The sequence below is a fragment of the Legionella brunensis genome (assembly GCF_001467025.1).
Classification (GTDB): Bacteria; Pseudomonadota; Gammaproteobacteria; order Legionellales; family Legionellaceae; genus Tatlockia; species Tatlockia brunensis.
In genome coordinates, this window is sequence record NZ_LNXV01000033.1 from 504,563 (window position 1) to 525,402 (window position 20,840).

Here is a 20,840-nt window from a genome sequence, read left to right on the forward strand (position 1 = left end):
GACTTAACAATACCTTTTGATATTTCGTCAACAAGGCATCTGCAATGAGGGAGTTGTTGACATCGTGCTCCGTACCAGGCCTAACCTTGTACGGAGTAATATAAAGGAGTCTTAGTTGCTAAAGTTGGGGCGAAATTCTGATTGTTCTTCTGCAAAACAACCCGCTGCTTCAACAATACTAGCAATTGGTCTTGAAATAAGACTAACAGTAGAGAAAAGAATATTGAGAACCTGCGCAGAGAGTGCACTCCATATATAGACTAAATTGGTGATAACATCATCCAATTCTTTTTCAGTCTCTGGATCGATGAAGTTCTCTGTTCTTTGCTGGTTCAAAGACCATAAGTATGCTGCTTTTAATAAAGAGGCAGTCGCATTAAGGATGCGAATTGACGCATCAAGCGCAAAAACTGCATCTAATACAAAATAATCAAGAACAGGAGTAGCGACAAAGGCAATAAAATCTGATTCTTTGGTTCTAGTTTTTTGAATAGGCTGAAAAAAAGTGTTTATACGATGCGTTGTTGATTCAAATGGTTTTCCAGTTAACAAAGGTTTAATGAGCTCCGCCATATGATATCTCCGGTTACTTAAAAATTAGCGCAAGAGTAACACGCTATGATTAAGGAATTATTAAGTAAGAGAAAAATATGCGGATATCAAGACATCAAATACCTGCTTTTAGATAAGAAATACACTAATCGCGTCGTATGTCATCCCTCCTCTATTATGGTTTGCTAAGATGTTTTGGCTCATCATTATCCTCTGAGGCTTCCAACCAAGTATCCTTAGGTCCTGGGTTATCCTTTTGAATCTTGAGCTCCCCCTCTGTATCAACTGGACCACCTTTTTGTGTATCAAGAAAAAGTCGTTTGATTCTTGCTGCATTATCCACAGCGGTATAATCGTCGCCTCCAACCTCTGATTGCTTTTTAAAAACATGCCATTTGGATTCTGCAGGAGTATTAGACATTACAGCATTCCTCAAAAAATATGACCTATTACTAAATATAGAACATATGACCTTAACATTTTGTTAAGTGCAATTTTAATTTTAATGAGGAGACAACATTCGCAATGTCTGCAAGACCACATTATTGTATTAGCAAATGAGTTTATCCCAATTTAATTACCTTCCCTAGTTATATTTGCCAAAAAGAAATGTCCTGAGTTCACTGTAGTATTCTTTACTTTTTGAAATTTAAACTGTCTTTCATTTGAAACCAGATACTTGGCTTGATATAGTAATTTCGCAAAAAATTACATTGGATGTGAGAACGATGATACGGACGTTTATTGCTGCTTTTCTGCTACTTTTTTCTTCATTTTTATTTGCGCAACCCATTATACAGGCCATTAAAGAGATAGATGCCTCATCCATATCATTAGGAAGCAAGCGTCTTATTCATGCCAAGCATTATCGTGTTGTTGAAATAGATATCAATCAACTCTCCGCTGAATTAGAAAATTCTCCTCATCGCGACAACCTCAATGCCGCTACACCTCTGTTGCTTGAATTACCCCACCCTGACGGCACAATGCATCAATACAAAGTACTAGAAAATAGCACTATGGATCCTGAATTAGCCGCTAAATTTCCAGAAATTAAAACCTATGATGCCTATGGAGTCGATCATTCAGAGGAATTTGTAAAACTGGACATTACACCCCATGGATTCCATGCAATGATCATGGTTCCAGGTAAGAACACTATTTTTATTGACCCCTTGGAAAAAGATAATACGCAATATTACATGGTGTATTACCACAAGGATTTTGTGACTTCAAAAACCATGAAATGCGGTGTCTCAGGTCAGAGTCAACCATTGAAGGACTTTAGTCAATTTAGACATTTTACTAACTTTGCTTCTTGTGAGTTTAGAAAATACCGTCTCGCCATGGCAGCTACTGGTGAATACACTGCCTTCCATGGAGGCACTGTGCCTATGGCTCTCGCAGCCCAAGTTACTACGATGAATCGTGTTAATGGTATCTATGAACGTGACATAGCAGTAACCATGCAATTTATTCCCAATAACGCAATGATTATTTATACAAACCCTGCTACACAACCTTACACTCATGGAAACCCCGAGGCCTTAATCGAGGAAAATCAAACAAATATTGACCAAGTTATAGGTTCAGCTAATTACGATATTGGACATGTCGTGGACTCCGCTGGCAGTGGGCTAGCTAGTCTTGGTAGTGTATGTGATGCTGCGGAAAAAGCAAAAGGTGCCACCGGACAACCAAGACCCGTGGGCGATCCATTTGATGTAGATTATGTCGCTCATGAAATGGGGCACCAATTTGGAGCGAACCATGTCCAAAATAATAATTGCAACCGCAATGACGCAACAGCAGTAGAACCTGGGAGCGGTAGTACTATTATGGGTTATGCCGGCATTTGCGCCCCTAATGTTCAAAGACATTCCGACGCCTATTTTAATGGAATAAGCCTGCAAGAAATGGGGACATTTATTACCAGCCCTACACATACCTGTGCAGTCAAAACACCTATTCCACCCGCACCCAGGATTACCGCAACAAATGGATTTACCTATATTCCCGCAAGAACACCTTTTAGTTTAACTGCTTCAGCTATCAATCCAACGGGACGAGTATTAACTTATACCTGGGAGCAAATGAACAATGAGGTGTCTATCCAACCACCGGTAAGCACTGCAACCGGTGGCCCTAATTTTAGAAGCTTTAGTCCGACAGCGCTTCCCACACGTTTTTTACCCAATTTAATGTCTCTAGCCAATAATGGTCCATTTACTTGGGAGGTATTACCCTCTGTATCACGCATCTTAAAATTTAGAGTTTCGGTACGTGCAAATAATCCTGGGGGGTCCTGTAATGTCTTCAAAGATGTCGCCGTAACAATAGATAACCGTTCAGGTCCCTTCTTATTGACTTATCCCTCTGCCAGAGGAATAAGTTGGGCAGCAGAAACATCAAGAACTGTGCTCTGGAATGTAGCCAATACCAATCTAGGCCCCGTAAATGCTCACTCAGTTGATATTCTTTTGTCTACTGATGGCGGTATTACTTATCCTCATATCCTTTTACGAGGGGTGCCTAATGTTGGTGCTGCTCACGTGACTGTTCCAAGCTTACCTACCTCAAGAGCTCGTATTATGGTGCGCTCTTCAAATGGTGCTTTTTTCTCGATCTCTGCCAAAAACTTCACAATTACTGCTCAATTATATCTAAACCAGGCTGATCGTAATCCAATGAATCATAGGGAAGCCTTTATTAGCTATATAGGCTTGGACAAACGATTTGTCACAAACTATGTCCTCAATGGCTTATCGGGTGCATCAATAACGCTTGATGAGGATCATCGCCGCTTTATTGTAAAAAATATCACTACACCACGCCGCGTCGACATTTCGATTACAGTGGTAAGACAAGGGGGTGGAATCAATGAAACATCCAATGTCGTTACTATTCCAAGTATTTTATAGATGAGGTTAAACATGAATAAATATTCAGCGCTGCTTGTTGGCCTAGGTTTATTGCCTTTTAATGTCAATGCAAGTTGGTATGGTGGTCTTAATCTTGGAGTTAACGCTGTTAATATAGAAAAAACTCTGGCCTACCCTCTTGGCGATCCTTTTGTTACCTATGAAAATTTTCATAGTGGATATACCGATTTTCATGGACAATTGACAGCAGGTTATGCTCTTTTGTTAACGAATCAAATAGGCTTAAGTCTTGAGGGTAATGCTGATTTATTTACTGGAAACGCTGAACATACTATTAGCAACTGGTTCTTTTCTCAGTCGGCCAAAACTGAAGAAAAGTTAACATATGGTTTTAGTTTATTTGCATTGCCCGAATACTATTACAATGAAAATACTCGCTTTTTTGTAGGACCAGGCGTATCAACTAGCAAGTTTGAGATCAGTTCTGATAATACAGCTGGAAATGCAGGAGTTTCTGGTAATTTAGATAAATGGTTAACGGGTTGGGGGCTCAAAGCGGGTGTTGCCAATCAACTGACTCCAAGTATGGAAATTCTCTTTACTTATCAATTTACTCAATATGAAAGCGTCACATGGACAAATATTGAACCAGTATCAGGCTCCTGGCTATGTGGGCGTTATAAACCACAGGCGAATCTATTTATGGTTGGTTTAAGAATGAGTATCCCAGAATTTCAAACGATTCAAGAGAAATAACCTTTCATTAGAACCACGAAACAGAAACTACACTCCTGTTTCGTGGATAAGAGGATAATTTAGAATAAATCTTCTTGAGTTAAGCCAACGCGCTCGAGGAGGCCTCTCAGAGTTTTTAATGCCTCGACCTGGATTTGCCTTACTCGCTCACGAGTCAAATTAATTTCTTTACCGACATCTTCAAGAGTAGCTTTTTCAAACCCACGTAGTCCAAAACGTCTGGCAATTACCTGTTGTTGATTTTCAGTGAGCTTATCTAACAGGGACTCAATATGCGTCCGCAGATTTTCATCAGTTAGCAACTCAGCAGGGTTCATACTATTCTCATCAGCAATTGTGTCTAATAAGGATTTATTTTCATCATAGCCAATGGGAGTATCTACTGAAGCCACTTTATCATTCAAACCAAGCAATTTTTCGACGTCTTCAAGCGGTTTGTCAACCATATCAGCAATTTCCTCTGCTGAAGGTTCATGATCAAGTTTTTGGGTTAACTGACGAGCCGCTCTTAAATATACATTAAGCTCTTTAACAACATGAATTGGAAGTCGAATCGTCCTTGTTTGATTCATAATAGCACGCTCTATGGTTTGTCTAATCCACCAGGTTGCATAGGTTGAAAAACGGAAACCTCTATCAGGATCAAACTTCTCAACCGATTTCATTAACCCTAGATTCCCCTCTTCAATAAGATCAAGCAAGGGTAACCCTCGGTTAAGATAGCGACGTGCTATTTTAACGACTAAGCGCAAATTAGATTCAATCATCTTTTTACGTGCAGCCGCATCACCCTTAAGAGCCCGCGTTGCATAATGGACCTCTTCTTCCGCTGATAGCAGTGGAGAGAACCCTATTTCACTTAAATAAATTTGGGTTGCATCCATCAGTTTCGCAGCTTGCCTACCCCGCTGGAAGCTTGGGAAAGCCTCTTCATCGCTAAAATCAGGCTGCAGTTCTGTGTCCTCAAGAGGCTCAATTTCTTCATTAAGCAAGGTCTGGTCATCTGGAGACTCTTCCCACTCTTCTTCAGGAATTTCTTCTGCTTTTACTGATTCATCATCTGATTGCATCATATCACCTATGTGTTTATATCCATTAAGAAAAAACACCCTTTATCAAATGACCTAGCTGCTACATCAGTTAGGTTATCAACCTCTCCTTAAATAGCTTAGAGGGTTAACCGGCTTGCCGGCTCGTCTTATTTCAAAATGAACCCCCCAAAATCGTCTATCAACAACCCCCATTTCGGCAATAATTTGTCCTGCTTTAACTTTTTGCCCCTCCGTCACTAAATTACGTAAATTATTACCATATGCGGTAAGAAACTGATTGTTATGTTTAATGATAATCAGATTTCCATAACCCGATAAACCACTTCCTGAATAAGCCACCACACCATTGGAAGCAGCACGAATCTTTTCTCCCTTTTTACCAGCAATATCTATGCCTTTTTTACCTTGCTGAGGAACAAATCCTGTGGCTACACGCCCATTTACAGGCCAAATCCAGCTTTGATTTGAGATGAATGGAGTCCAAGTGGTCTTAGGAGTAACTTTTGCGGGTCTCTTTATTATAGTTCTTTTTGCAAGGTATATTGGTCTTCTGGATGCTGTATGTCTTGAGAGATTAGTTTTTGGGACAGAAGCAGAACCTATTCTTAATACTTGCCCTACCTTTAATGCATAAGGACTAGGTAAATGGTTAAATGAGGCAAGATCTCTGTAATCTTTATCATAGCGGAAAGCTATAGAGTATAGCGTATCGCCGCGTTGAACCACGTGAACCGCTCGGGAACCATAGTATGGTTGCCGCCATTTTGACTCGACCACAGGCGCCAATGTAGTTCTAGACTCACATCCTGCAAGCAAAAAAAGAATTATCAATACGCAGAGCTTGTAGATAGTTATATTTTTGAAATAGTTATATGACAACATACCTCTGCACTCCAAGTTTCATGCCTACAAATTTATTAGCCTGCAATCTGAGCAGAATCACAATGTCAGGTCAATTTTTTCCACCCAGGCAGATAATCGCTCAAAAACCTTATAATGAGTTAGATCAAATTGTAAGGGTGTTATCGATACACACTGCTGACTAATTGCATAAAAATCCGTTCCTGGTCCAGCATCAGCCTCCATGCCAGGAGGGCCTATCCAAAAAATAGGCCGACCTCGAGGATCATATTCTTTAATCACCGGCTCCGCACCATGACGGGTGCCCAGACGAGTGACCTGTATTCCTTTAATTTTATCAAGGGGCAAATCAGGAATGTTCACATTCAAAATAGTCTGAGAGGGTAAGCTAATAGTTGATAATTGAAGTACCAAATGTCGAGCAATAGCTGCTGCAGTATCATAATATTGAATATTATGTCCAACCATCGAAAAAGCGATTGCTGGTAACCCAAGATAACGTCCCTCTACTGCTGCAGCCACAGTCCCAGAATAGAGAATATCATCACCAAGGTTTGCACCTTCATTAATTCCCGAGACTACAATATCGACTGTAGGTTGCAGAAATCCAGTAAGCGCCAAATGAACACAATCCGTTGGTGTTCCTTCTACACTGTAGTATCCATTATCCAATTGCCTAACACGCAAAGGTCTTGTCAGTGTCAAGGAATTACTTGACCCACTACGATTCCTGTCAGGAGCAACAACTATCGTTTCAGTAATAAGCGACATCTCATTGGCTAACGCGCGAATTCCTGGAGCATGCACACCATCATCATTACTTACTAAAATTCTCATTTCTTAGCTCTCAGGCGATTCTAGCCATTTTACAATTGCTAAACGCTCAGCAAGATTTTTTTTATTTTCTTCAATCAAATTTTTAAGATCAGGCTGATTGGGATTATTTTTTAATTCGATTTGTTGTTTTGCCAAAGTTTCTTGTAGCGCCAATATTTTTTTACCAAAAGCCTGTGGATTTATTTGCAGCTGGTAAGCAAGCTCATTAACACTTTCGGCTAAAATGGCTAATTGCTCACAACTAATTTGGGTAGGCTTTTTATTTGGGCAATTTTTAACAGCTTGTTGTAATGCTTGTGGATTCTGTCGATAGTAAGCTTCATCTTGAGCTGAACAGGCTGTCGATAATATGGATAGGCAAATCAGGAATAGACATTTCCTCACTAGCAACCCCTCATGGTTATTAATAAAGCCTCCGATGTTACCATTTGTCCGTAACTAACGCCATGTTGAGGTTGTAACAAGTCAAAGCCTACTAACCATAGTAGGCTTTCTTTATAAAATTACAAAAGATTCAGCCATTGGCTATGTATCATGATGTCAGTGATGAAGCACCTCGCACACACATTGAGTCATTATCAGACGAGCTCTCGGCAACCTGCCAGGAAGAAATCTGTTGCATATAAAGCACATCTCCTTGGGGATTTAATTTTCCGCTTTTATATGCTTCCTCTAACGTGTAGTCATCATACATAAAATCATGTTTTTCAGTAAATTGCCAAACTGGTGTCGCATCTCCTTTTGGTTCTCCTACAACAGGCTTAGGAAGACTGAAGAATGAGTACTTGCTTATTTTGTGGGGTACCTCATCTGTCCCAATCGCATATTTTAGCTCTGGCTTATCGCCATAATTGAGAAATTCTTTATTTTTTATTGTTCCATTTGGTCTTTGGGTGATATCTAATATTCGTGGATCCCAAGCATCTACTTCCCATAAGGAGGCATCGCATTCTCCTTTCAGTAAAACTCTCACATGAAGGTAAACGTGATCACTTTCCCTTGAGGAAACTATTCTTAATCTTGCATTAGCCTTATGCTGTTTAAGCACTGAAAGCAGCTCAACACAAAGATACTCGGCTAACTCATGACAATTACCTAATCCAGTATACTCAATTAAATCATGTTGAAAGAAAAGGTTATACCCTTGTGTTCTCTCATTAGAGTTCATCATTGTCCGACAATTCTCAAAATATTGATTTTCTTTAATTTCCCCATGAAATTTTTGATATCCACTGACTTGGTTAGTAATGGCTATTTTCTCTCTGGTTTTTTGTATGGCATAGGTACAAGCTTTAACAAATTCTTCGCGTGAAATCATAATAATAAATCTTTGGTTAACAAAATGAGCTTGAATTATACTTTCTAATCATTAAGAAACTATTATGTTCATTTAGTAATGCTTTAGTTCTTTAATTAATCACTCACTTGGCCCCTAGCTATTGTTCTAACAAATAGTTATTTTAATTACTAAGATTGAATAAATAGAGCTGATTCGATATTGTTAACGCACTCAATTTTGTAAGAAAAGATAATGCTAGATTTTAAAGTAATTCGCGACGGACACACTGGGGAGCAAATCATAGAAACCTCCCTTTGCGGAAAACCTCTCCTGACTATTCCTCAACTCAATAAAAGCACAGCCTTCACTCAAGAAGAACGTCGGGCTTTTGGATTACTCGGAAAACTACCTCATCGAGTTGAAACATTAGATGAACAAGTTAAGCGGGCATACCTTCAATATTCAAGCTATAGCAATCGACTACAACAAAATATTTATCTCAATAATCTGCATGACAAAAACCAAGTTCTTTTTTATAAACTAATAAGTAAACATTTAGGCGAAATGCTACCTACCATTTACACCCCTATCGTTGGTACCGCTGTAAAACGTTATAGCCATGAATATCGTCAGCCGCGAGGATTGTATATTGCTCATTCAGATAAAAATCAAATTGAAGAAATTATCAATAATCGTTCTAATCCTGAGATTGATTTGATTGTGGTTACGGATGGTGAGGGCGTATTGGGTATTGGTGATCAAGGCATCGGGGGTATGGATATTCCTGTGGCGAAACTCATGGTCTATTCTCTTTGTGGAGGCATTGACCCAACAAGAACTTTACCCGTTTTTCTCGATGTCGGTACCAATAATAAAGACTTACTCAATGATCCTTTATATTTAGGCTGTCAGCATCCCCGCATTAATACGGAAGAATACGACGATTTTATTCTTACTTTCGTTAATGCTATTCATAAGCATTTCCCGAATGCTTTTTTACATTGGGAAGATTTTGGACGCAGTAATGCTAGACGGATTTTAGATAAATTCCAAGACAAATTATGTACCTTCAATGATGATATACAGGGAACTGGCGCCGTTACTTTATCTGCGCTTTTAGCAGCTTGCGAGGTGACTGGAATCAAACTTGAAGATCATCGTATTGTGGTTTTTGGAGCAGGATCCGCCGGTACCGGCATTAGCGATCAAATTGTTGATGCTATGATTCGCCAAGGCTTAAGCGCCAAAGAAGCTTATCAACGGTTTTGGTTAATTGATCGCCAAGGTTTGCTTATTGATTCAGACTTGGAAGTTACTGAAGCGCAAAAACCCTATGCACGCAAGGCCGCTGAAATTGAGGGCTGGGGAAGTCATAGCCAATACCCCTCTTTAACAGATACAGTACGCCAAATTAAGCCAACCATCTTAATTGGTTGTTCAGCGCAACCCGGTGCTTTTTCGCAAGATATCATTGAAACTATGTGCTCTTCTTGCGAGCGCCCTATTATTTTCCCACTTTCAAATCCAGATGAAAAATGCGAGGCGCAGCCTGTAGATATCATGACTTGGAGCGAAGGAAAGGCTTTAATAGCAACCGGCACAGCTTTTCCAGCAGTTGAATACCAAAATCGGCTATTACAAATTGCTCAATGCAATAATGCTTTAGTATTTCCAGGTATTGGATTAGGTATTTTAGCCGTACAAGCCACAAGACTATCAAAAGGGATGATTTGGGCTGCTGCTGAAACATTGAGTGAATATTCGCCAAGTAAAAAAGATAGCTTTCTACCCTTGCTCCCTTCTCTTGATGATGCTCAAACTGTAGCAAAACATATCGCTATTGCTGTAGCGCGAACAGCAATTAATGAAAACCTCGCGCAAATTAATCAAAATGCCGATTTAGAAAAAATAATAAAAGAAATGTTCTGGGAGCCACGCTATCTACCATTCAGGAAAAAAGAAGCACTTTAAGAGTGTTATCGCTCATATGCTCAAAAGCAAGTGTTAGCAAAGTATATGAGCAGTTTATAATTATGGCATTGCTTGATATGCATAAACCCAAGCATCTACACCAGAAGCAAGACGAACTTTAATGCGCTTATAATCTTTTACTTCATACTCGTCTGCATTAAGAAGCTCTGCGTGAGCCAGCTCAAAAACCATGCCTTCCACACTATCTTCATCATCATTTGTAGGAACTAAGATCTGGTGAACTGCTTTGCCACTTATTTTGATAACGTATGGGTCAGTAATTTGCAGATCTTCTAACTTGTAGCCACTTAACTTATCTTTTCGCCCCTCCAACAAGCGCGAAAAAGTCGCCATTTGCACCGACTCTAATTGCAAAGTGCCATAGGAAAATAATTTTTCCATCATGAAAACAACCTCATTAAGAAATAGTAAACTTCTTTTGAAACTGAATGTGCAATGAACTCGCGGCTTACACCGCGAGGCAATTGATTATGAAGGCAGAAGAACCTCTTGCTGGAGTCCACCAACAACCCACGCATTTGTCCTATAAAATTTTCGGAAATGCCAAATTTCATCTAATGAACTTACCGGATCATCATTTTCTTTGATAGAGCCTGTAAAACGCACACTGGCAATAGTTGAATCCCCCTGCTCTGAAACATCCAATAACTGTGCATTTAGATTGATTACTTCAGTCTTGTTAAGTTCATCACTTCGCTCATCCAGTTGCATTTTAATTTCTGCAAACACTTCAGGTGTGGTAAATTCCTGCAAGTCCTGTAGATTTTTTTGATCATAAGCGGTCTGCAGACGAATAAATTTAACCTTAGCCTCGCGCAGAAACTCTTCTTCAACAAAACCAGCAGAATAACTAGCCCCCCCCATAGTTTGGTAATTGTTATTATTTGCATAAGTATTAGGCTGCCAGTTAGATGAGGTTTGTCGTGAAGCATAGGACGATTGAAACCCCGGCTGCGTTCGTCGGCGAATAAAATTAATTACGAAAAGCAACACAGCTCCTACGATAAACCAAGACAATAAGCCACTTCCTAAGCCATTGCCCATAAAAAGGCTAGCTAAAAGGCCCCCAGCTAACAATCCCCCTAAAACTCCACCCCATCGATTCGTATTAGCACGCTGCCCTATGGTGTTTGGTTTTGGTTTAGAAGAGAAGAGGCTACTGTGTGAACGTTGCACCCCAAAACTTCTACCACCACCAAATCGCTTTGCAGCGGCTTCATTCACAACTAACCCAAAAGAGAGTAGTCCAATTAATAAAGACAAAAGTAATGTACGCACGGTATTATCCTTTTTGATAAAATCAATCAGCATTATAACTGAAGAACTAGCTATAACTGCAAGAGACAAAAAATTTAACAAAAAAATTTCATTTCTTCATATTTCTAATAAGAATTCGCATCACTTAATCGGGTTAATCCCTTTTTTTGATATTGGCTTCTTAATACCAGAGTATTGACTAACACTGTCAATATTGCAGTTGCAATTGGTACTATTAGAATTAATTTCCACGGAATATTAAAATCAATCCCTAACACCACCTTGGCGAGATAGTTATTAATGATAATGGCGGTGATGATTGCTAATAAACCTGCATAAAAACCAATAATTAATGACTCGCTACTCTGAATCCATAGTAATTGCCTTTTCCCCATCCCTAAAATTTTAAGCACATAAGTTTCCTGTTGTTTTATTCCCATTAAAGAGAGCATGGCAAGGATGACAATAATTAAACCTGCAAAAAAACCAAAGAAACTCATAAAATTAATTGCTTTGGCCGTATTTTCAAATATGGCATTAATTTTATTTAAAATATTAGCAATATCGATAATAGTTACATTAGGAAATTGACTGACTATCGCATTTAATTTGTTTTGCTGAGCCTCTGTCAGGAGCATACTGGCCATATAAGTTTGCGGTAAATCATTTAGAACCCCAGGCTTAAAAAGTGTAAAGAAATTAGGATTAAATGTAGCCCAATCCACTGAACGAACACTCGTCACAGTGACAGTGATAATACTATCACCTACTCTAAAAGTTATTTTATCCCCCAATGCCAAACCAAGTTTTTCAACAACCCCCTTCTCAACGGAAACCCATTTATCTTGGGTCGCTGGATGCCATAATCCTGTCATAATTTTGTTCTCTGGCGGTAATTCATTGGTCCAAGAAAGATTAAGCTCTCGTCGTAAAACAGTAATTTGCTTTGCTCTTTCTCCAAAGATTTGTTGTACCGGGGTGTTATTAATTGCTATCAAACGGCCTTTCACCATAGGATAAAAGGTAGACACCTGGATATTATTTTCCGTCAAAAATTTGTCAATCGCACTGACCTGGTTTGGTTCAATATTGATAATGAAAAAGTTAGTACGACTATCGGCTTGTTGTTGCCAACTACCTAACAAATCATTTCTTAAGATATACAAACTTAAAATTGCAGTTAGAGCCAAACCGATTCCAATAACTTGCAATGAACTATTACTTAGATTTCGCGCAATATTTGCAAAACCAAATCGCCAACTTATATGCATATAATTCTTAGCTTTTGAAAGATAATTAAAAATTAGCCATATACTACTGACCACCAAACCAATAAAAAACAAACATCCCAATAAAACACTTAAGGTAAGACGCCAAGATCCTGTATAAAAATAGGCAAGGCTCCCCAAAAGCAAAAAAGCAAAGCCATAACCAGCCCAGGTCGAAAAGGTCCATGACAATTGCTCCCTCCGGAGAATATTAGCAGCAGAAATATGTCGTAATTTAAGAATATTAATCGAAGAAAAACATAACAATACAATAAGCCCAATAGCCATGCTGAATAATGCTGGTTTTAAAGGTAACTGAGGCTCAAACTGAGGTAATAAGCCTCGCAACCATTCCATCAGTAATGGTTGAACGATGTAGCCTATACTTATTCCAATTAAACAAGCCAATATACCTAAAAGTAAAATACTACCCAAATAAACTTTCAAAATCTGATATTGAGAAGCTCCAAAACACCGAAGGATAGCGACTTGTTGTCTATGCCGCATGCTGTAGCGCAGGCTAGCCATGCTAATTGCTACCCCCGCCAAAACAAGGCACATCAGCGTGCCTAAGTTGAAGTAATTTAAAGTCCTCTGGATAATTTGCGTGATCGACGGATTTGTTGAAGTACTGTCGGTTAATTCCTGCTGCTCTGTCAATTTGTTATTTAAATAGATTTTTAACTGCGTTAATTTATCTTTAGGACCAGTTAATAACCAGCGATAAGTAACATTACTGCCAGTTTGAATGACTTTAGTATTAATAACATCTTGCCAATTCATCATAATTCTAGGCGAAATATTAAACCAATCCCCTGTTTGGCCTGGTTCCTCGACCAATATACCAGTCACAGCAAGAGGAGCAGCCCCAATCATAAGTGACTCCCCTACATTGAGTGTTAACAGAGGCAAAATTCTTGGAGCAACCCATACAGTTCCCTCCTTGGGTACCTCAAATATTTTATCAGCAGAAGTATGGGGCTGTTTTGCAATTCTTAGCTCACCCAGTAAAGGAAAAGGCGCCTTAACCGCTTTAATTTGTGCGAGTTGTAATTTTCCATCATGCTCAACCATGCTAAAAAAAGACAAGGTTGTGGTTTGCTTTAATCCTAGACTTTGTGCTTTCTTAATCCAGACATTATCAATGGGAATACTGCTTCTCACTACAAGGTCAGCCCCTAACAATTGTGAAGCCTGCCTGGCAAGTTGTTCGTTCACTCGTCCTGCAAAAATGTTTAAAGCACTAATACAAGCCATGGCAATGACCAGCGCTAAAAATAATAGTGTTAACTCACCACTTCGCCAATCACGAGTAAGCGACTTGATAATCAAAGGAATCTTCAGCATAGTAATCTTCCATCGTCCAATCTCCAGTGGAACTGGCAGCGATTGGCCAAGTTTTCATCATGAGTTACAATAACTAAAGTCGTCTTGTGTTGGGCATTTAAATTAAACAACAACTCAGCAACGATATGCCCGGTTTTTTTATCAAGATTTCCCGTAGGCTCATCGGCAAACAAAATATCAGGCTCAATGGCAAATGCTCTGGCTATAGCGACTCTTTGCTGCTCTCCTCCAGATAACTGCAAGGGATAATGCTGCGCTCTCTCTTTTAAACCAACTTTGTCTATCCAATAATTTGCTACAGTATACGCATCCTCATAATGATTAATTTCAAGAGGTAACATTACATTCTCGCGAGCAGTAAGATTAGGAAGCAATTGAAATGATTGAAAAATAAAACCAACGCGCTTAGCACGAAGTTTTGCTCGCTCATCCTCATCTAATCGACTAATTTCTTGTTCACCATAAAAAATTTTACCGGATGTAGGAATATCTAAACCTGCCATAATATTAAGTAAGGACGTTTTTCCAGAACCAGAGGCGCCAGTAATTGCTACAGTTTCTCCTTTCTTGATTGCAAAACTAATCTCTTTCAAAATAACTAAATCATAGGAGCCACTTTTGACGATAAAATTAATCTTATCCAACCTGATAACATCTAGGTGATTCATGAAATACAAAATCCTTTCGCTATTTTTATTAATTTTCATCATAGCACCACTTTATGCAAAAACTATTCTCGTATTGGGAGATAGTCTAAGTGCAGCTTATGGCATTGATACTAAAGAAGGTTGGGTAACTCTGCTTAATTCAAAACTAAAAGAAAATAACTATAACTACCAAATTGTCAATTTGAGTGCTAGCGGGGATACCACTAGAAATGGCTTATCAAAGCTAGCTCATGCCCTAAAAAATTATCACCCGGACATCATTATTATCGAACTTGGTGCAAATGATGGCTTGCGAGGGTTATCAATAGCGGAAATGAAAGTAAACCTTGAAAAGATGATTACAGAGAGTCAAAAAATGGACACTAAAGTGCTTTTAATCGCTACACAATTGCCACCGAACTATGGTCCAATTTATCTGGAAAAATTTGCAAATGTATACAAAGAATTAGCTACGCAATACCAGATTTCTGTAGTGCCTATGTTCTTGGAGGGTGTGGCAGGTGACTCGCAACTGATGCAGAAAGACGGCCTGCACCCTAATCAAAAAGCCCAAGCCAGAATACTTGCCAATATATGGCCAACCTTAAGGCCTCTTCTGGTTAATTCCCAGACACCCAAACCTTGAAATATCTTAATGAGTAAATTTTGATCATTTTTTGCACGATTTATGCTTCTCTTTCTATATATAAGAGGACTTAAGTATGCGATGTTTTATTTTTTTATCGTGCTTTTTATCAACAGGTTTATGGGCCAAACAAAATACTGATGAAGCCAATTATTATGGGTCAAGTCTTTGTAAATACCCTCAATATGCATGTATTAAAGTTACCCAAGGAAAAACCTGGCAAAAATTATTTCCAGATCCTATTCAACGAGATTTGGTACAGCGTTTGAATCGCACCTATAATCGCTTATGGAGCGGCAAATTATTGGCAGTCCCGAAAAACTTATCTACAGCAACTTTATTCGACCTCTCTCCTTTCCCCTTAAAAATCCCTCCCTCTGATAGCAAACAGATTATTGTGGATCAGAAAAAACTAGCCTGGGGGGCTTATAGTGAACAAGGCTATTTGTTGAAATGGGGGCCGATTTCTTCAGGAAGTAATAAATGCTCTGATAGCACCAACTCCTGCCTCACACTAACAGGTATATTTGAAATATTCGGCAAAGAAAATGAAGACTGTGTTTCAAATGCTTTCCCTGCTGGCATAGGAGGAGCTAAAATGCCCTATTGTATGTTTTTCCATAAAGGTTTTGCTTTACACGGTTCTGACGACATTCCTGGATATCGGGCAAGCCATGGTTGCATTCGTATGTTTATACAAGATGCTAAATGGTTGAATGAAAGTTTTGTGACATTGTATGATCCAAAAAATAAATTGGCAGGAACAGTAGTCATCGTACGACCATTAAATTTAAAAGAAGGCTTGGATAACTAACCAATTGTTAAGGAGAATAAATTATTTGTTGGAATGCTTCTAAAAAATATAATTCATGCTATTAGTCATTTGCAGCATTAAAATCAGATTGTCTAAGGAACTTATGAGTATTTTAAATTATTAGACTTGTAAAATCTTTAGAAAGATCTGAAAATGGGTGCTACAATCAGTTTTTAATTATAGGAAAAGAGTAACTATGTCAGAGAAAATTCGCGGTAAAGTAAAATGGTTTAATGATAAGAAAGGCTTTGGTTTCATTGAAAGCGAAGGTAAAGATTACTTCGTCCATTTCAGTGCAATTCAAAGCAGTGGTTTTAAAACACTGCCTGAAGGCGCTGCTGTTTTATTCAAAGCAGGCCACGGTCAAAAAGGTCCTCAGGCTGAAGAAGTAGAAATCGCCTAATTCCTTATCACTTTACTACTACACCAACAGCGTTGGTGTAGTAGTGTCGTTATTGCCCCTTCCTTGCAAATTATTGCTTGGTTTGTTTGCTATTGTTAAAATTTACAACAACTTGCTTCATTGTCCCTGTTTCTGGTTCCCAAGGGCGAGCATATTTAAATTGTAAGGTTGTATTTTGAGGATAAGACTTCCCTTTTAATAACTGAAAGGTGAATTGCATTTGTCCACCTGCCCCTATCAATTTCGTTTGTGGTGCCACATAGCGACTAGACAATAGCTTAATAATAGATTTGTCATAACTTTCAACTGTCCACTGATACCCAGTCGTAGGATTAGCAGGAAGCGTTACCTCAAATTGAGTTTGATTTTTGTCAATATTCAAAGTCATGGTGTCAGCCGCATGAATTAACGTTGCAAATGCTAATAGTAAACTACTCCATAATATTTTCATTATATTCCCAGCCAATTGGTTTATTTTAATTATAATGTATCCCTTTTTGCTAGAACCATTTAAGTCTATGACTGTTGCTTTGATAGCTGACAAGTTGATAAACCTTTAAGGTTGTTTCATTTGCTCCGCTTGCATCTGCCAAGATGAAATTATAATAATGACAGACAGGATTAATGAGACCTTTCATTACTAGCCTGCGCATTTTATTGACTAAAAGTTAACAAGACAATTCTTTTTAGCATTTAACAGGTTAAGTTATGATTAACAATTTAAAATTGATCCATTTCAATATTCCCGAGCTTCTTAATAAGGCTCGCTCACTGCCCCTCTCAGGCCGTTTAACAATGAGCACTGATGGTCTACTTTATCTAGACCTATCCGATGATTATATTCATACGCTCTATCCTTTGTTGAAAAACTACTTTGCTGATATTGTTAAGCCTGATTATTTCGGGCAAAAATCAGCTGGCGCTCATATTAGCGTCATTTATCCTGAGGAAAATAAAATCATTAACTCAGATGAGTTAGAAAAGCAGCATTCATTTGAAATTCTGCAAGCATTTGCTGCTGATTTAGTTAATAAACGATATTACGTTCTTGCAGTTAGCGCCCCAACATTAGTTGAGCTCAGAAACAAGTATGGTTTAGGCCCACAGTTAAATTTTAAAAGCCATTGGATTGATTTGCATATTACAGTGGGAGTTTCTTCATTAGACCAAAACCTCACTTTATATTTATAATACCGCCACTTATTTCTTAAGACATTGTTGTTTATCCCAGAATTAATGTACAATCCCCCCACAAGACCAATCATTGAACACACAATGCATAAATCAATCAATTTTAGCTTTTTGCCTGATGACTCTCTTAAGGAGATTGGTCAACAATTAAAAAAGAAAGATCAAACGTTATCTAATCTTGTTTTAGTGAATAAAAAATTTTATCAATTGTTTCAATCTGCACGACTACTCGAAAAATTATTGGAACATGTTGCTAAAGGGAACCAAGTGAAAGCAGAGTGGATTATCAAAAAACATCCAGAACTCCTCTTATTAAAAGGTAAGGTGACTGATTACTCCGGACGAGAATTTGAAAATATTTCCGCATTTCAACTTGCGTTATGGGCACTCGATGTTAAGTACATGGCTCCTATGATGCTAAAATGTCTTCCTAAGAATGAGACCGGAAAAAAAATCAAAAATGAATTACTACGCCAATTTGAGGAACTTAAAACAAAAGGGATTCGCTACACGTTAAATGGTGTAATTTTTAATGAGTCACATTTTAGTTTGTCACCTCTTCTTACAGTCCTCCAAACTTATGTCACAAATTTTTATAATTTGGAAAAGAAACAACGTCAAAGCTACTGGTGCACTGTGGTTGGAAAAGCTCAATGGTTTGTTCCCGCTCATATAGCACAACATTATTGCGATCAAGAAGATAATTTTTGTTCAACTCCAAAGTTTGATAAAGATCATTTCGAACGCAATCTTACCTACTATGATGCCCTAACAAATGAGCCACATTTTTGGTTTTCACCCGCAAATGAATCAACTGGACTTGGTGTTAATGTTGGCGTAGTTCATGGAGGCGCTCTTCCTGGTGAAGCAGGATATGTAGCCTGGGGTTGTCTTGGAGGACTTGATCAGGCTGCGGCTATGGCGCCAATTGATTTAGCCGCCCTCTCTACCCTATATGAGGTCAGAATGAATCGGGACTTAGTCCATCTGGAACAAGAGTTAGTAAGCCCTCATCAAATAACAGAGATTAAGCCACAACATCACAATTGCGTACTAATTTAGACTATAAACTAGCAATCCGAAGCACTATGCTGAACAACAAATACTCTTTATAACCTATAATTGATCATGTAAGACAGCATTTTCAAAGTGAGCTCTGCAAATGATAGATTTTATAGATAAAAAGAGATTTTTTGGAAAGAAAACTGGCATTGAAGCTCCTGGAGTCGCACCAAAAACTAGTGGAAGTGTGAAAGGAAAATGGGTGTGGTATCGTCCCCGAGAAGAAAATGAAGAAAACATTTCAAAACAAAGAGTACAAGACCATTTGGAATATCAAAAGGCTACTGACTCAGAGAGACAAAAGCAACTTTATTTGCTAAAAACGGGGGCCATTAAATTCAATACAAAAGAAGATTTTTCAATTAATAATGTGCGTAACCGCGTTGAGGTCGCTAATTCCTGGTTATTGAATTTTTTTCTAGGCGAAGGTTCTGCTGTTCAGAATACGATAGCCTACTCTACCTATCATAAAGAAAAAAATGATTACGATTTTAAATATTATATTGATGAAAATGGCTTTGTGAAGGAGGAGCTCGCCTCTCAATATGCTGGTCAATTTGATACGCCTAAAGGCAAAAAAACGGAAGCTTATAATAAAGAGAAATTACAAGAATTAAATTTTGCCCCACTGAGAAAAGCTTTCGTTGTATGTGGTCTGATGGGATTTCATGATTTTTTAGGAAATTATGACAATTTTGCTTTCATTAAAAATAAATTAATGATCACTGATACCGGTGTAGGTAGTGGTAATACAGGACAACACACAACTTATGTTTCTGCAGGTAAGACAAACTTTGATGATGATGTGCTCAAGGATCTAGATCTTTTGCTTGCCAATAAAAAGAGTGAACTTGTTTCTGAATTTAGAAGTCATTTAACTATTGAAGATGTCATCAAAGGAATTGAGGACTTAAAAACCAAAGGAAAAGAAGAATTATTCAATATTCTCGAGGAATCATTTAAACCCATACCTAATCCGTTTAAGGAAAATGATAAACGCTATGCTAAATTCGTAAGTTATAACGAAGCACTACAATTTCATAAAGGACAACTTTATGTGGCTTACAGCAATCGAATAGATTCACTAGTACAATTTCAAGATGTCTTAGGTAAATTTTACGATGCTAATCCCGAGAAATATCATGTTCCCTCCTTTAAAACCCTTGCTGAGGTTGATAGGAAATTAACTGAGCAAAAATTTTTTCCAAAATTTTATAAAATATTTGCCGATGTTCATGAAAAAGCTTTCAGCCTTGAACAGAAGAAAGGTCCACGCAGCAACGATGAGGAACAATTGTACTCTACCATGCAGGCAATATTAACAGAGTTTAATGCTAAGGATATTGATGGCGATCAAATAGAAATGCTTCTGCAGGAAGCAATAGAACTAGAAGAAAAAATGGCATTCAAAAAAGAAAGCCTGCGAAAATTTGATGAAATCTCCAATGAGTTAATACAGTCTCTTCCTAAAAAATGGCAACATTTTTTAAGCACTTATAATCCTCATGTGAAGGCTACCGATCCCGAACAGATTGCAGTTATGCAATTAAATCACGATATCGGACAGATTAGAGCTCTTATAGATTCCGGTAAATATACTCTTGAAGATGCAAAGTCCTCACTATTTGAAGCAACCAAAAATGTTATTAAAGTATCTAATGAACAACAAGAAAAGACTAGTTTAGGAAAAACGCATAAGGTTTTTGGACTTTCGATACAATTAAAAGGAAGTAATTTAGCCTCTGCTTTACGTAAATTTCTTGAGTCAAAGCATTTTGTTGAAAAAGAGCCATTAGATAAACATCAGTTAGTCGAGTTGCCAAGCTCAAAATACAAACAGAAGGTTAGTGAAATGAAGAATGAAGAACAAAATGACATCGAACAAAACTATGAGATCTAGAGATTTTAAGGTAGTGTTTAAATAACTGTGTCATCTCTTTTAACTTGTTATAATTTCAACACTTAAAAGAGGTGCCCATGAGTAAGAATAAAAA

21 protein-coding genes are annotated in these 20,840 nt (G+C 38.1%); 9 read left to right on the forward strand and 12 right to left on the reverse strand.

Annotated features, from left to right (window positions below; genetic code table 11):
• Nucleotides 1-111: 111 nt before the first annotated feature.
• Entirely contained in the window at nucleotides 112-573 is a 462-nt protein-coding gene (locus Lbru_RS13510) for a hypothetical protein (RefSeq protein ID WP_058442648.1), read from the reverse strand.
• A gap of 154 nt (nucleotides 574-727) precedes the next feature.
• The gene (locus Lbru_RS13515; RefSeq protein ID WP_058442649.1) at nucleotides 728-973 is read right to left on the reverse strand and encodes a hypothetical protein; all 246 of its coding nucleotides are present in this window, start codon (nucleotides 971-973) and stop codon (nucleotides 728-730) included.
• Nucleotides 974-1,280: 307 nt separating this feature from the next.
• Between Lbru_RS13515 and Lbru_RS13520 the strand changes: the two genes are divergently transcribed.
• Both Lbru_RS13520 and Lbru_RS16635 read left to right on the forward strand, forming a co-directional pair.
• Nucleotides 1,281-3,473, forward strand: a complete 2,193-nt coding sequence (locus Lbru_RS13520; RefSeq protein WP_058442650.1) for a reprolysin-like metallopeptidase — start codon at nucleotides 1,281-1,283, stop codon at nucleotides 3,471-3,473.
• Between the two features lie 12 nt (nucleotides 3,474-3,485).
• Nucleotides 3,486-4,190: an outer membrane protein gene (locus Lbru_RS16635; protein WP_065235469.1), complete on the forward strand. Its 705-nt coding sequence runs from the start codon at nucleotides 3,486-3,488 to the stop codon at nucleotides 4,188-4,190.
• A 59-nt stretch (nucleotides 4,191-4,249) separates the two neighbouring features.
• Here Lbru_RS16635 and rpoS read toward each other — a convergent pair whose 3' ends face one another.
• The 5 genes from rpoS to Lbru_RS13550 form a co-directional block, all read right to left on the reverse strand.
• Nucleotides 4,250-5,260 carry an RNA polymerase sigma factor RpoS gene (gene rpoS, locus Lbru_RS13530; protein WP_058442651.1) on the reverse strand — a complete coding sequence of 337 codons (1,011 nt, stop codon included), beginning with the start codon at nucleotides 5,258-5,260 and terminating at the stop codon, nucleotides 4,250-4,252.
• A gap of 78 nt (nucleotides 5,261-5,338) precedes the next feature.
• Nucleotides 5,339-6,124: a peptidoglycan DD-metalloendopeptidase family protein gene (locus Lbru_RS13535; RefSeq protein ID WP_058442652.1), complete on the reverse strand. Its 786-nt coding sequence runs from the start codon at nucleotides 6,122-6,124 to the stop codon at nucleotides 5,339-5,341.
• Nucleotides 6,125-6,181: 57 nt separating this feature from the next.
• Complete coding sequence (gene surE, locus Lbru_RS13540; RefSeq protein ID WP_058442653.1) at nucleotides 6,182-6,940, reverse strand: 5'/3'-nucleotidase SurE; 759 nt, start codon at nucleotides 6,938-6,940, stop codon at nucleotides 6,182-6,184.
• Between the two features lie 3 nt (nucleotides 6,941-6,943).
• Nucleotides 6,944-7,324: a hypothetical protein gene (locus Lbru_RS13545; RefSeq protein WP_058442654.1), complete on the reverse strand. Its 381-nt coding sequence runs from the start codon at nucleotides 7,322-7,324 to the stop codon at nucleotides 6,944-6,946.
• 148 nt (nucleotides 7,325-7,472) lie between these two features.
• On the reverse strand, nucleotides 7,473-8,258 hold the full coding sequence (locus tag Lbru_RS13550) for a hypothetical protein (protein ID WP_058442655.1): 786 nt from the start codon (nucleotides 8,256-8,258) through the stop codon (nucleotides 7,473-7,475).
• A 213-nt stretch (nucleotides 8,259-8,471) separates the two neighbouring features.
• Between Lbru_RS13550 and Lbru_RS13555 the strand changes: the two genes are divergently transcribed.
• Nucleotides 8,472-10,190: an NAD-dependent malic enzyme gene (locus Lbru_RS13555; protein ID WP_058442656.1), complete on the forward strand. Its 1,719-nt coding sequence runs from the start codon at nucleotides 8,472-8,474 to the stop codon at nucleotides 10,188-10,190.
• A gap of 60 nt (nucleotides 10,191-10,250) precedes the next feature.
• Here Lbru_RS13555 and Lbru_RS13560 read toward each other — a convergent pair whose 3' ends face one another.
• The 4 genes from Lbru_RS13560 to Lbru_RS13575 form a co-directional block, all read right to left on the reverse strand.
• Entirely contained in the window at nucleotides 10,251-10,595 is a 345-nt protein-coding gene (locus tag Lbru_RS13560; RefSeq protein ID WP_202967554.1) for a gamma-glutamylcyclotransferase family protein, read from the reverse strand.
• A gap of 84 nt (nucleotides 10,596-10,679) precedes the next feature.
• Nucleotides 10,680-11,489: a Tim44 domain-containing protein gene (locus tag Lbru_RS13565; protein WP_058442687.1), complete on the reverse strand. Its 810-nt coding sequence runs from the start codon at nucleotides 11,487-11,489 to the stop codon at nucleotides 10,680-10,682.
• A gap of 104 nt (nucleotides 11,490-11,593) precedes the next feature.
• Entirely contained in the window at nucleotides 11,594-14,083 is a 2,490-nt protein-coding gene (locus tag Lbru_RS13570) for an ABC transporter permease (protein ID WP_058442657.1), read from the reverse strand.
• Entirely contained in the window at nucleotides 14,077-14,751 is a 675-nt protein-coding gene (locus Lbru_RS13575) for an ABC transporter ATP-binding protein (RefSeq protein WP_058442658.1), read from the reverse strand. Before Lbru_RS13575 ends, Lbru_RS13570 begins: the two co-directional genes overlap by 7 nt.
• Here Lbru_RS13575 and Lbru_RS13580 point away from each other — a divergent pair.
• The 3 genes from Lbru_RS13580 (at nucleotide 14,750) to Lbru_RS13590 (ending at nucleotide 16,593) form a co-directional block, all read left to right on the forward strand.
• Nucleotides 14,750-15,376, forward strand: a complete 627-nt coding sequence (locus Lbru_RS13580; RefSeq protein ID WP_058442659.1) for an arylesterase — start codon at nucleotides 14,750-14,752, stop codon at nucleotides 15,374-15,376. The genes Lbru_RS13575 and Lbru_RS13580 overlap by 2 nt on opposite strands.
• Nucleotides 15,377-15,452: 76 nt before the next feature.
• A complete protein-coding gene (locus Lbru_RS13585) occupies nucleotides 15,453-16,190 on the forward strand; it encodes a L,D-transpeptidase (RefSeq protein WP_083500926.1) in 738 nt (245 codons plus the stop codon).
• Between the two features lie 196 nt (nucleotides 16,191-16,386).
• Nucleotides 16,387-16,593, forward strand: coding sequence for a cold-shock protein (locus Lbru_RS13590; RefSeq protein ID WP_058442660.1), 207 nt, complete (start codon nucleotides 16,387-16,389; stop codon nucleotides 16,591-16,593).
• 70 nt (nucleotides 16,594-16,663) lie between these two features.
• Here Lbru_RS13590 and Lbru_RS13595 read toward each other — a convergent pair whose 3' ends face one another.
• On the reverse strand, nucleotides 16,664-17,044 hold the full coding sequence (locus Lbru_RS13595) for a protease inhibitor I42 family protein (protein WP_058442661.1): 381 nt from the start codon (nucleotides 17,042-17,044) through the stop codon (nucleotides 16,664-16,666).
• Between the two features lie 257 nt (nucleotides 17,045-17,301).
• Between Lbru_RS13595 and Lbru_RS13600 the strand changes: the two genes are divergently transcribed.
• The 3 genes from Lbru_RS13600 (at nucleotide 17,302) to Lbru_RS13610 (ending at nucleotide 20,746) form a co-directional block, all read left to right on the forward strand.
• Complete coding sequence (locus tag Lbru_RS13600) at nucleotides 17,302-17,784, forward strand: hypothetical protein (RefSeq protein WP_058442662.1); 483 nt, start codon at nucleotides 17,302-17,304, stop codon at nucleotides 17,782-17,784.
• Between the two features lie 84 nt (nucleotides 17,785-17,868).
• On the forward strand, nucleotides 17,869-18,846 hold the full coding sequence (locus tag Lbru_RS13605; protein ID WP_058442663.1) for a hypothetical protein: 978 nt from the start codon (nucleotides 17,869-17,871) through the stop codon (nucleotides 18,844-18,846).
• A gap of 100 nt (nucleotides 18,847-18,946) precedes the next feature.
• A complete protein-coding gene (locus Lbru_RS13610; protein WP_058442664.1) occupies nucleotides 18,947-20,746 on the forward strand; it encodes a hypothetical protein in 1,800 nt (599 codons plus the stop codon).
• The last annotated feature ends 94 nt before the right edge of the window (nucleotides 20,747-20,840 follow it).

Excerpts from the sequence above, each read along its gene's own strand:
- Lbru_RS13605 (WP_058442663.1), top strand. The coding sequence starts at position 17,869 with ATGCATAAATCAATCAATTTTAGCTTTTTGCCTGATGACTCTCTTAAG.
- Lbru_RS13575 (WP_058442658.1), bottom strand. The coding sequence starts at position 14,751 with ATGAATCACCTAGATGTTATCAGGTTGGATAAGATTAATTTTATCGTC.
- Lbru_RS13600 (WP_058442662.1), top strand. The coding sequence starts at position 17,302 with ATGATTAACAATTTAAAATTGATCCATTTCAATATTCCCGAGCTTCTT.
- Lbru_RS13520 (WP_058442650.1), top strand. The coding sequence starts at position 1,281 with ATGATACGGACGTTTATTGCTGCTTTTCTGCTACTTTTTTCTTCATTT.
- Lbru_RS13585 (WP_083500926.1), top strand. The coding sequence starts at position 15,453 with ATGCGATGTTTTATTTTTTTATCGTGCTTTTTATCAACAGGTTTATGG.
- Lbru_RS13595 (WP_058442661.1), bottom strand. The coding sequence starts at position 17,044 with ATGAAAATATTATGGAGTAGTTTACTATTAGCATTTGCAACGTTAATT.
- rpoS (WP_058442651.1), bottom strand. The coding sequence starts at position 5,260 with ATGCAATCAGATGATGAATCAGTAAAAGCAGAAGAAATTCCTGAAGAA.
- Lbru_RS13515 (WP_058442649.1), bottom strand. The coding sequence starts at position 973 with ATGTCTAATACTCCTGCAGAATCCAAATGGCATGTTTTTAAAAAGCAA.
- Lbru_RS13560 (WP_202967554.1), bottom strand. The coding sequence starts at position 10,595 with ATGATGGAAAAATTATTTTCCTATGGCACTTTGCAATTAGAGTCGGTG.
- Lbru_RS13555 (WP_058442656.1), top strand. The coding sequence starts at position 8,472 with ATGCTAGATTTTAAAGTAATTCGCGACGGACACACTGGGGAGCAAATC.
- Lbru_RS13610 (WP_058442664.1), top strand. The coding sequence starts at position 18,947 with ATGATAGATTTTATAGATAAAAAGAGATTTTTTGGAAAGAAAACTGGC.
- Lbru_RS13550 (WP_058442655.1), bottom strand. The coding sequence starts at position 8,258 with ATGATTTCACGCGAAGAATTTGTTAAAGCTTGTACCTATGCCATACAA.
- Lbru_RS16635 (WP_065235469.1), top strand. The coding sequence starts at position 3,486 with ATGAATAAATATTCAGCGCTGCTTGTTGGCCTAGGTTTATTGCCTTTT.
- Lbru_RS13590 (WP_058442660.1), top strand. The coding sequence starts at position 16,387 with ATGTCAGAGAAAATTCGCGGTAAAGTAAAATGGTTTAATGATAAGAAA.
- surE (WP_058442653.1), bottom strand. The coding sequence starts at position 6,940 with ATGAGAATTTTAGTAAGTAATGATGATGGTGTGCATGCTCCAGGAATT.
- Lbru_RS13535 (WP_058442652.1), bottom strand. The coding sequence starts at position 6,124 with ATGTTGTCATATAACTATTTCAAAAATATAACTATCTACAAGCTCTGC.
- Lbru_RS13580 (WP_058442659.1), top strand. The coding sequence starts at position 14,750 with ATGAAATACAAAATCCTTTCGCTATTTTTATTAATTTTCATCATAGCA.
- Lbru_RS13570 (WP_058442657.1), bottom strand. The coding sequence starts at position 14,083 with ATGCTGAAGATTCCTTTGATTATCAAGTCGCTTACTCGTGATTGGCGA.
- Lbru_RS13510 (WP_058442648.1), bottom strand. The coding sequence starts at position 573 with ATGGCGGAGCTCATTAAACCTTTGTTAACTGGAAAACCATTTGAATCA.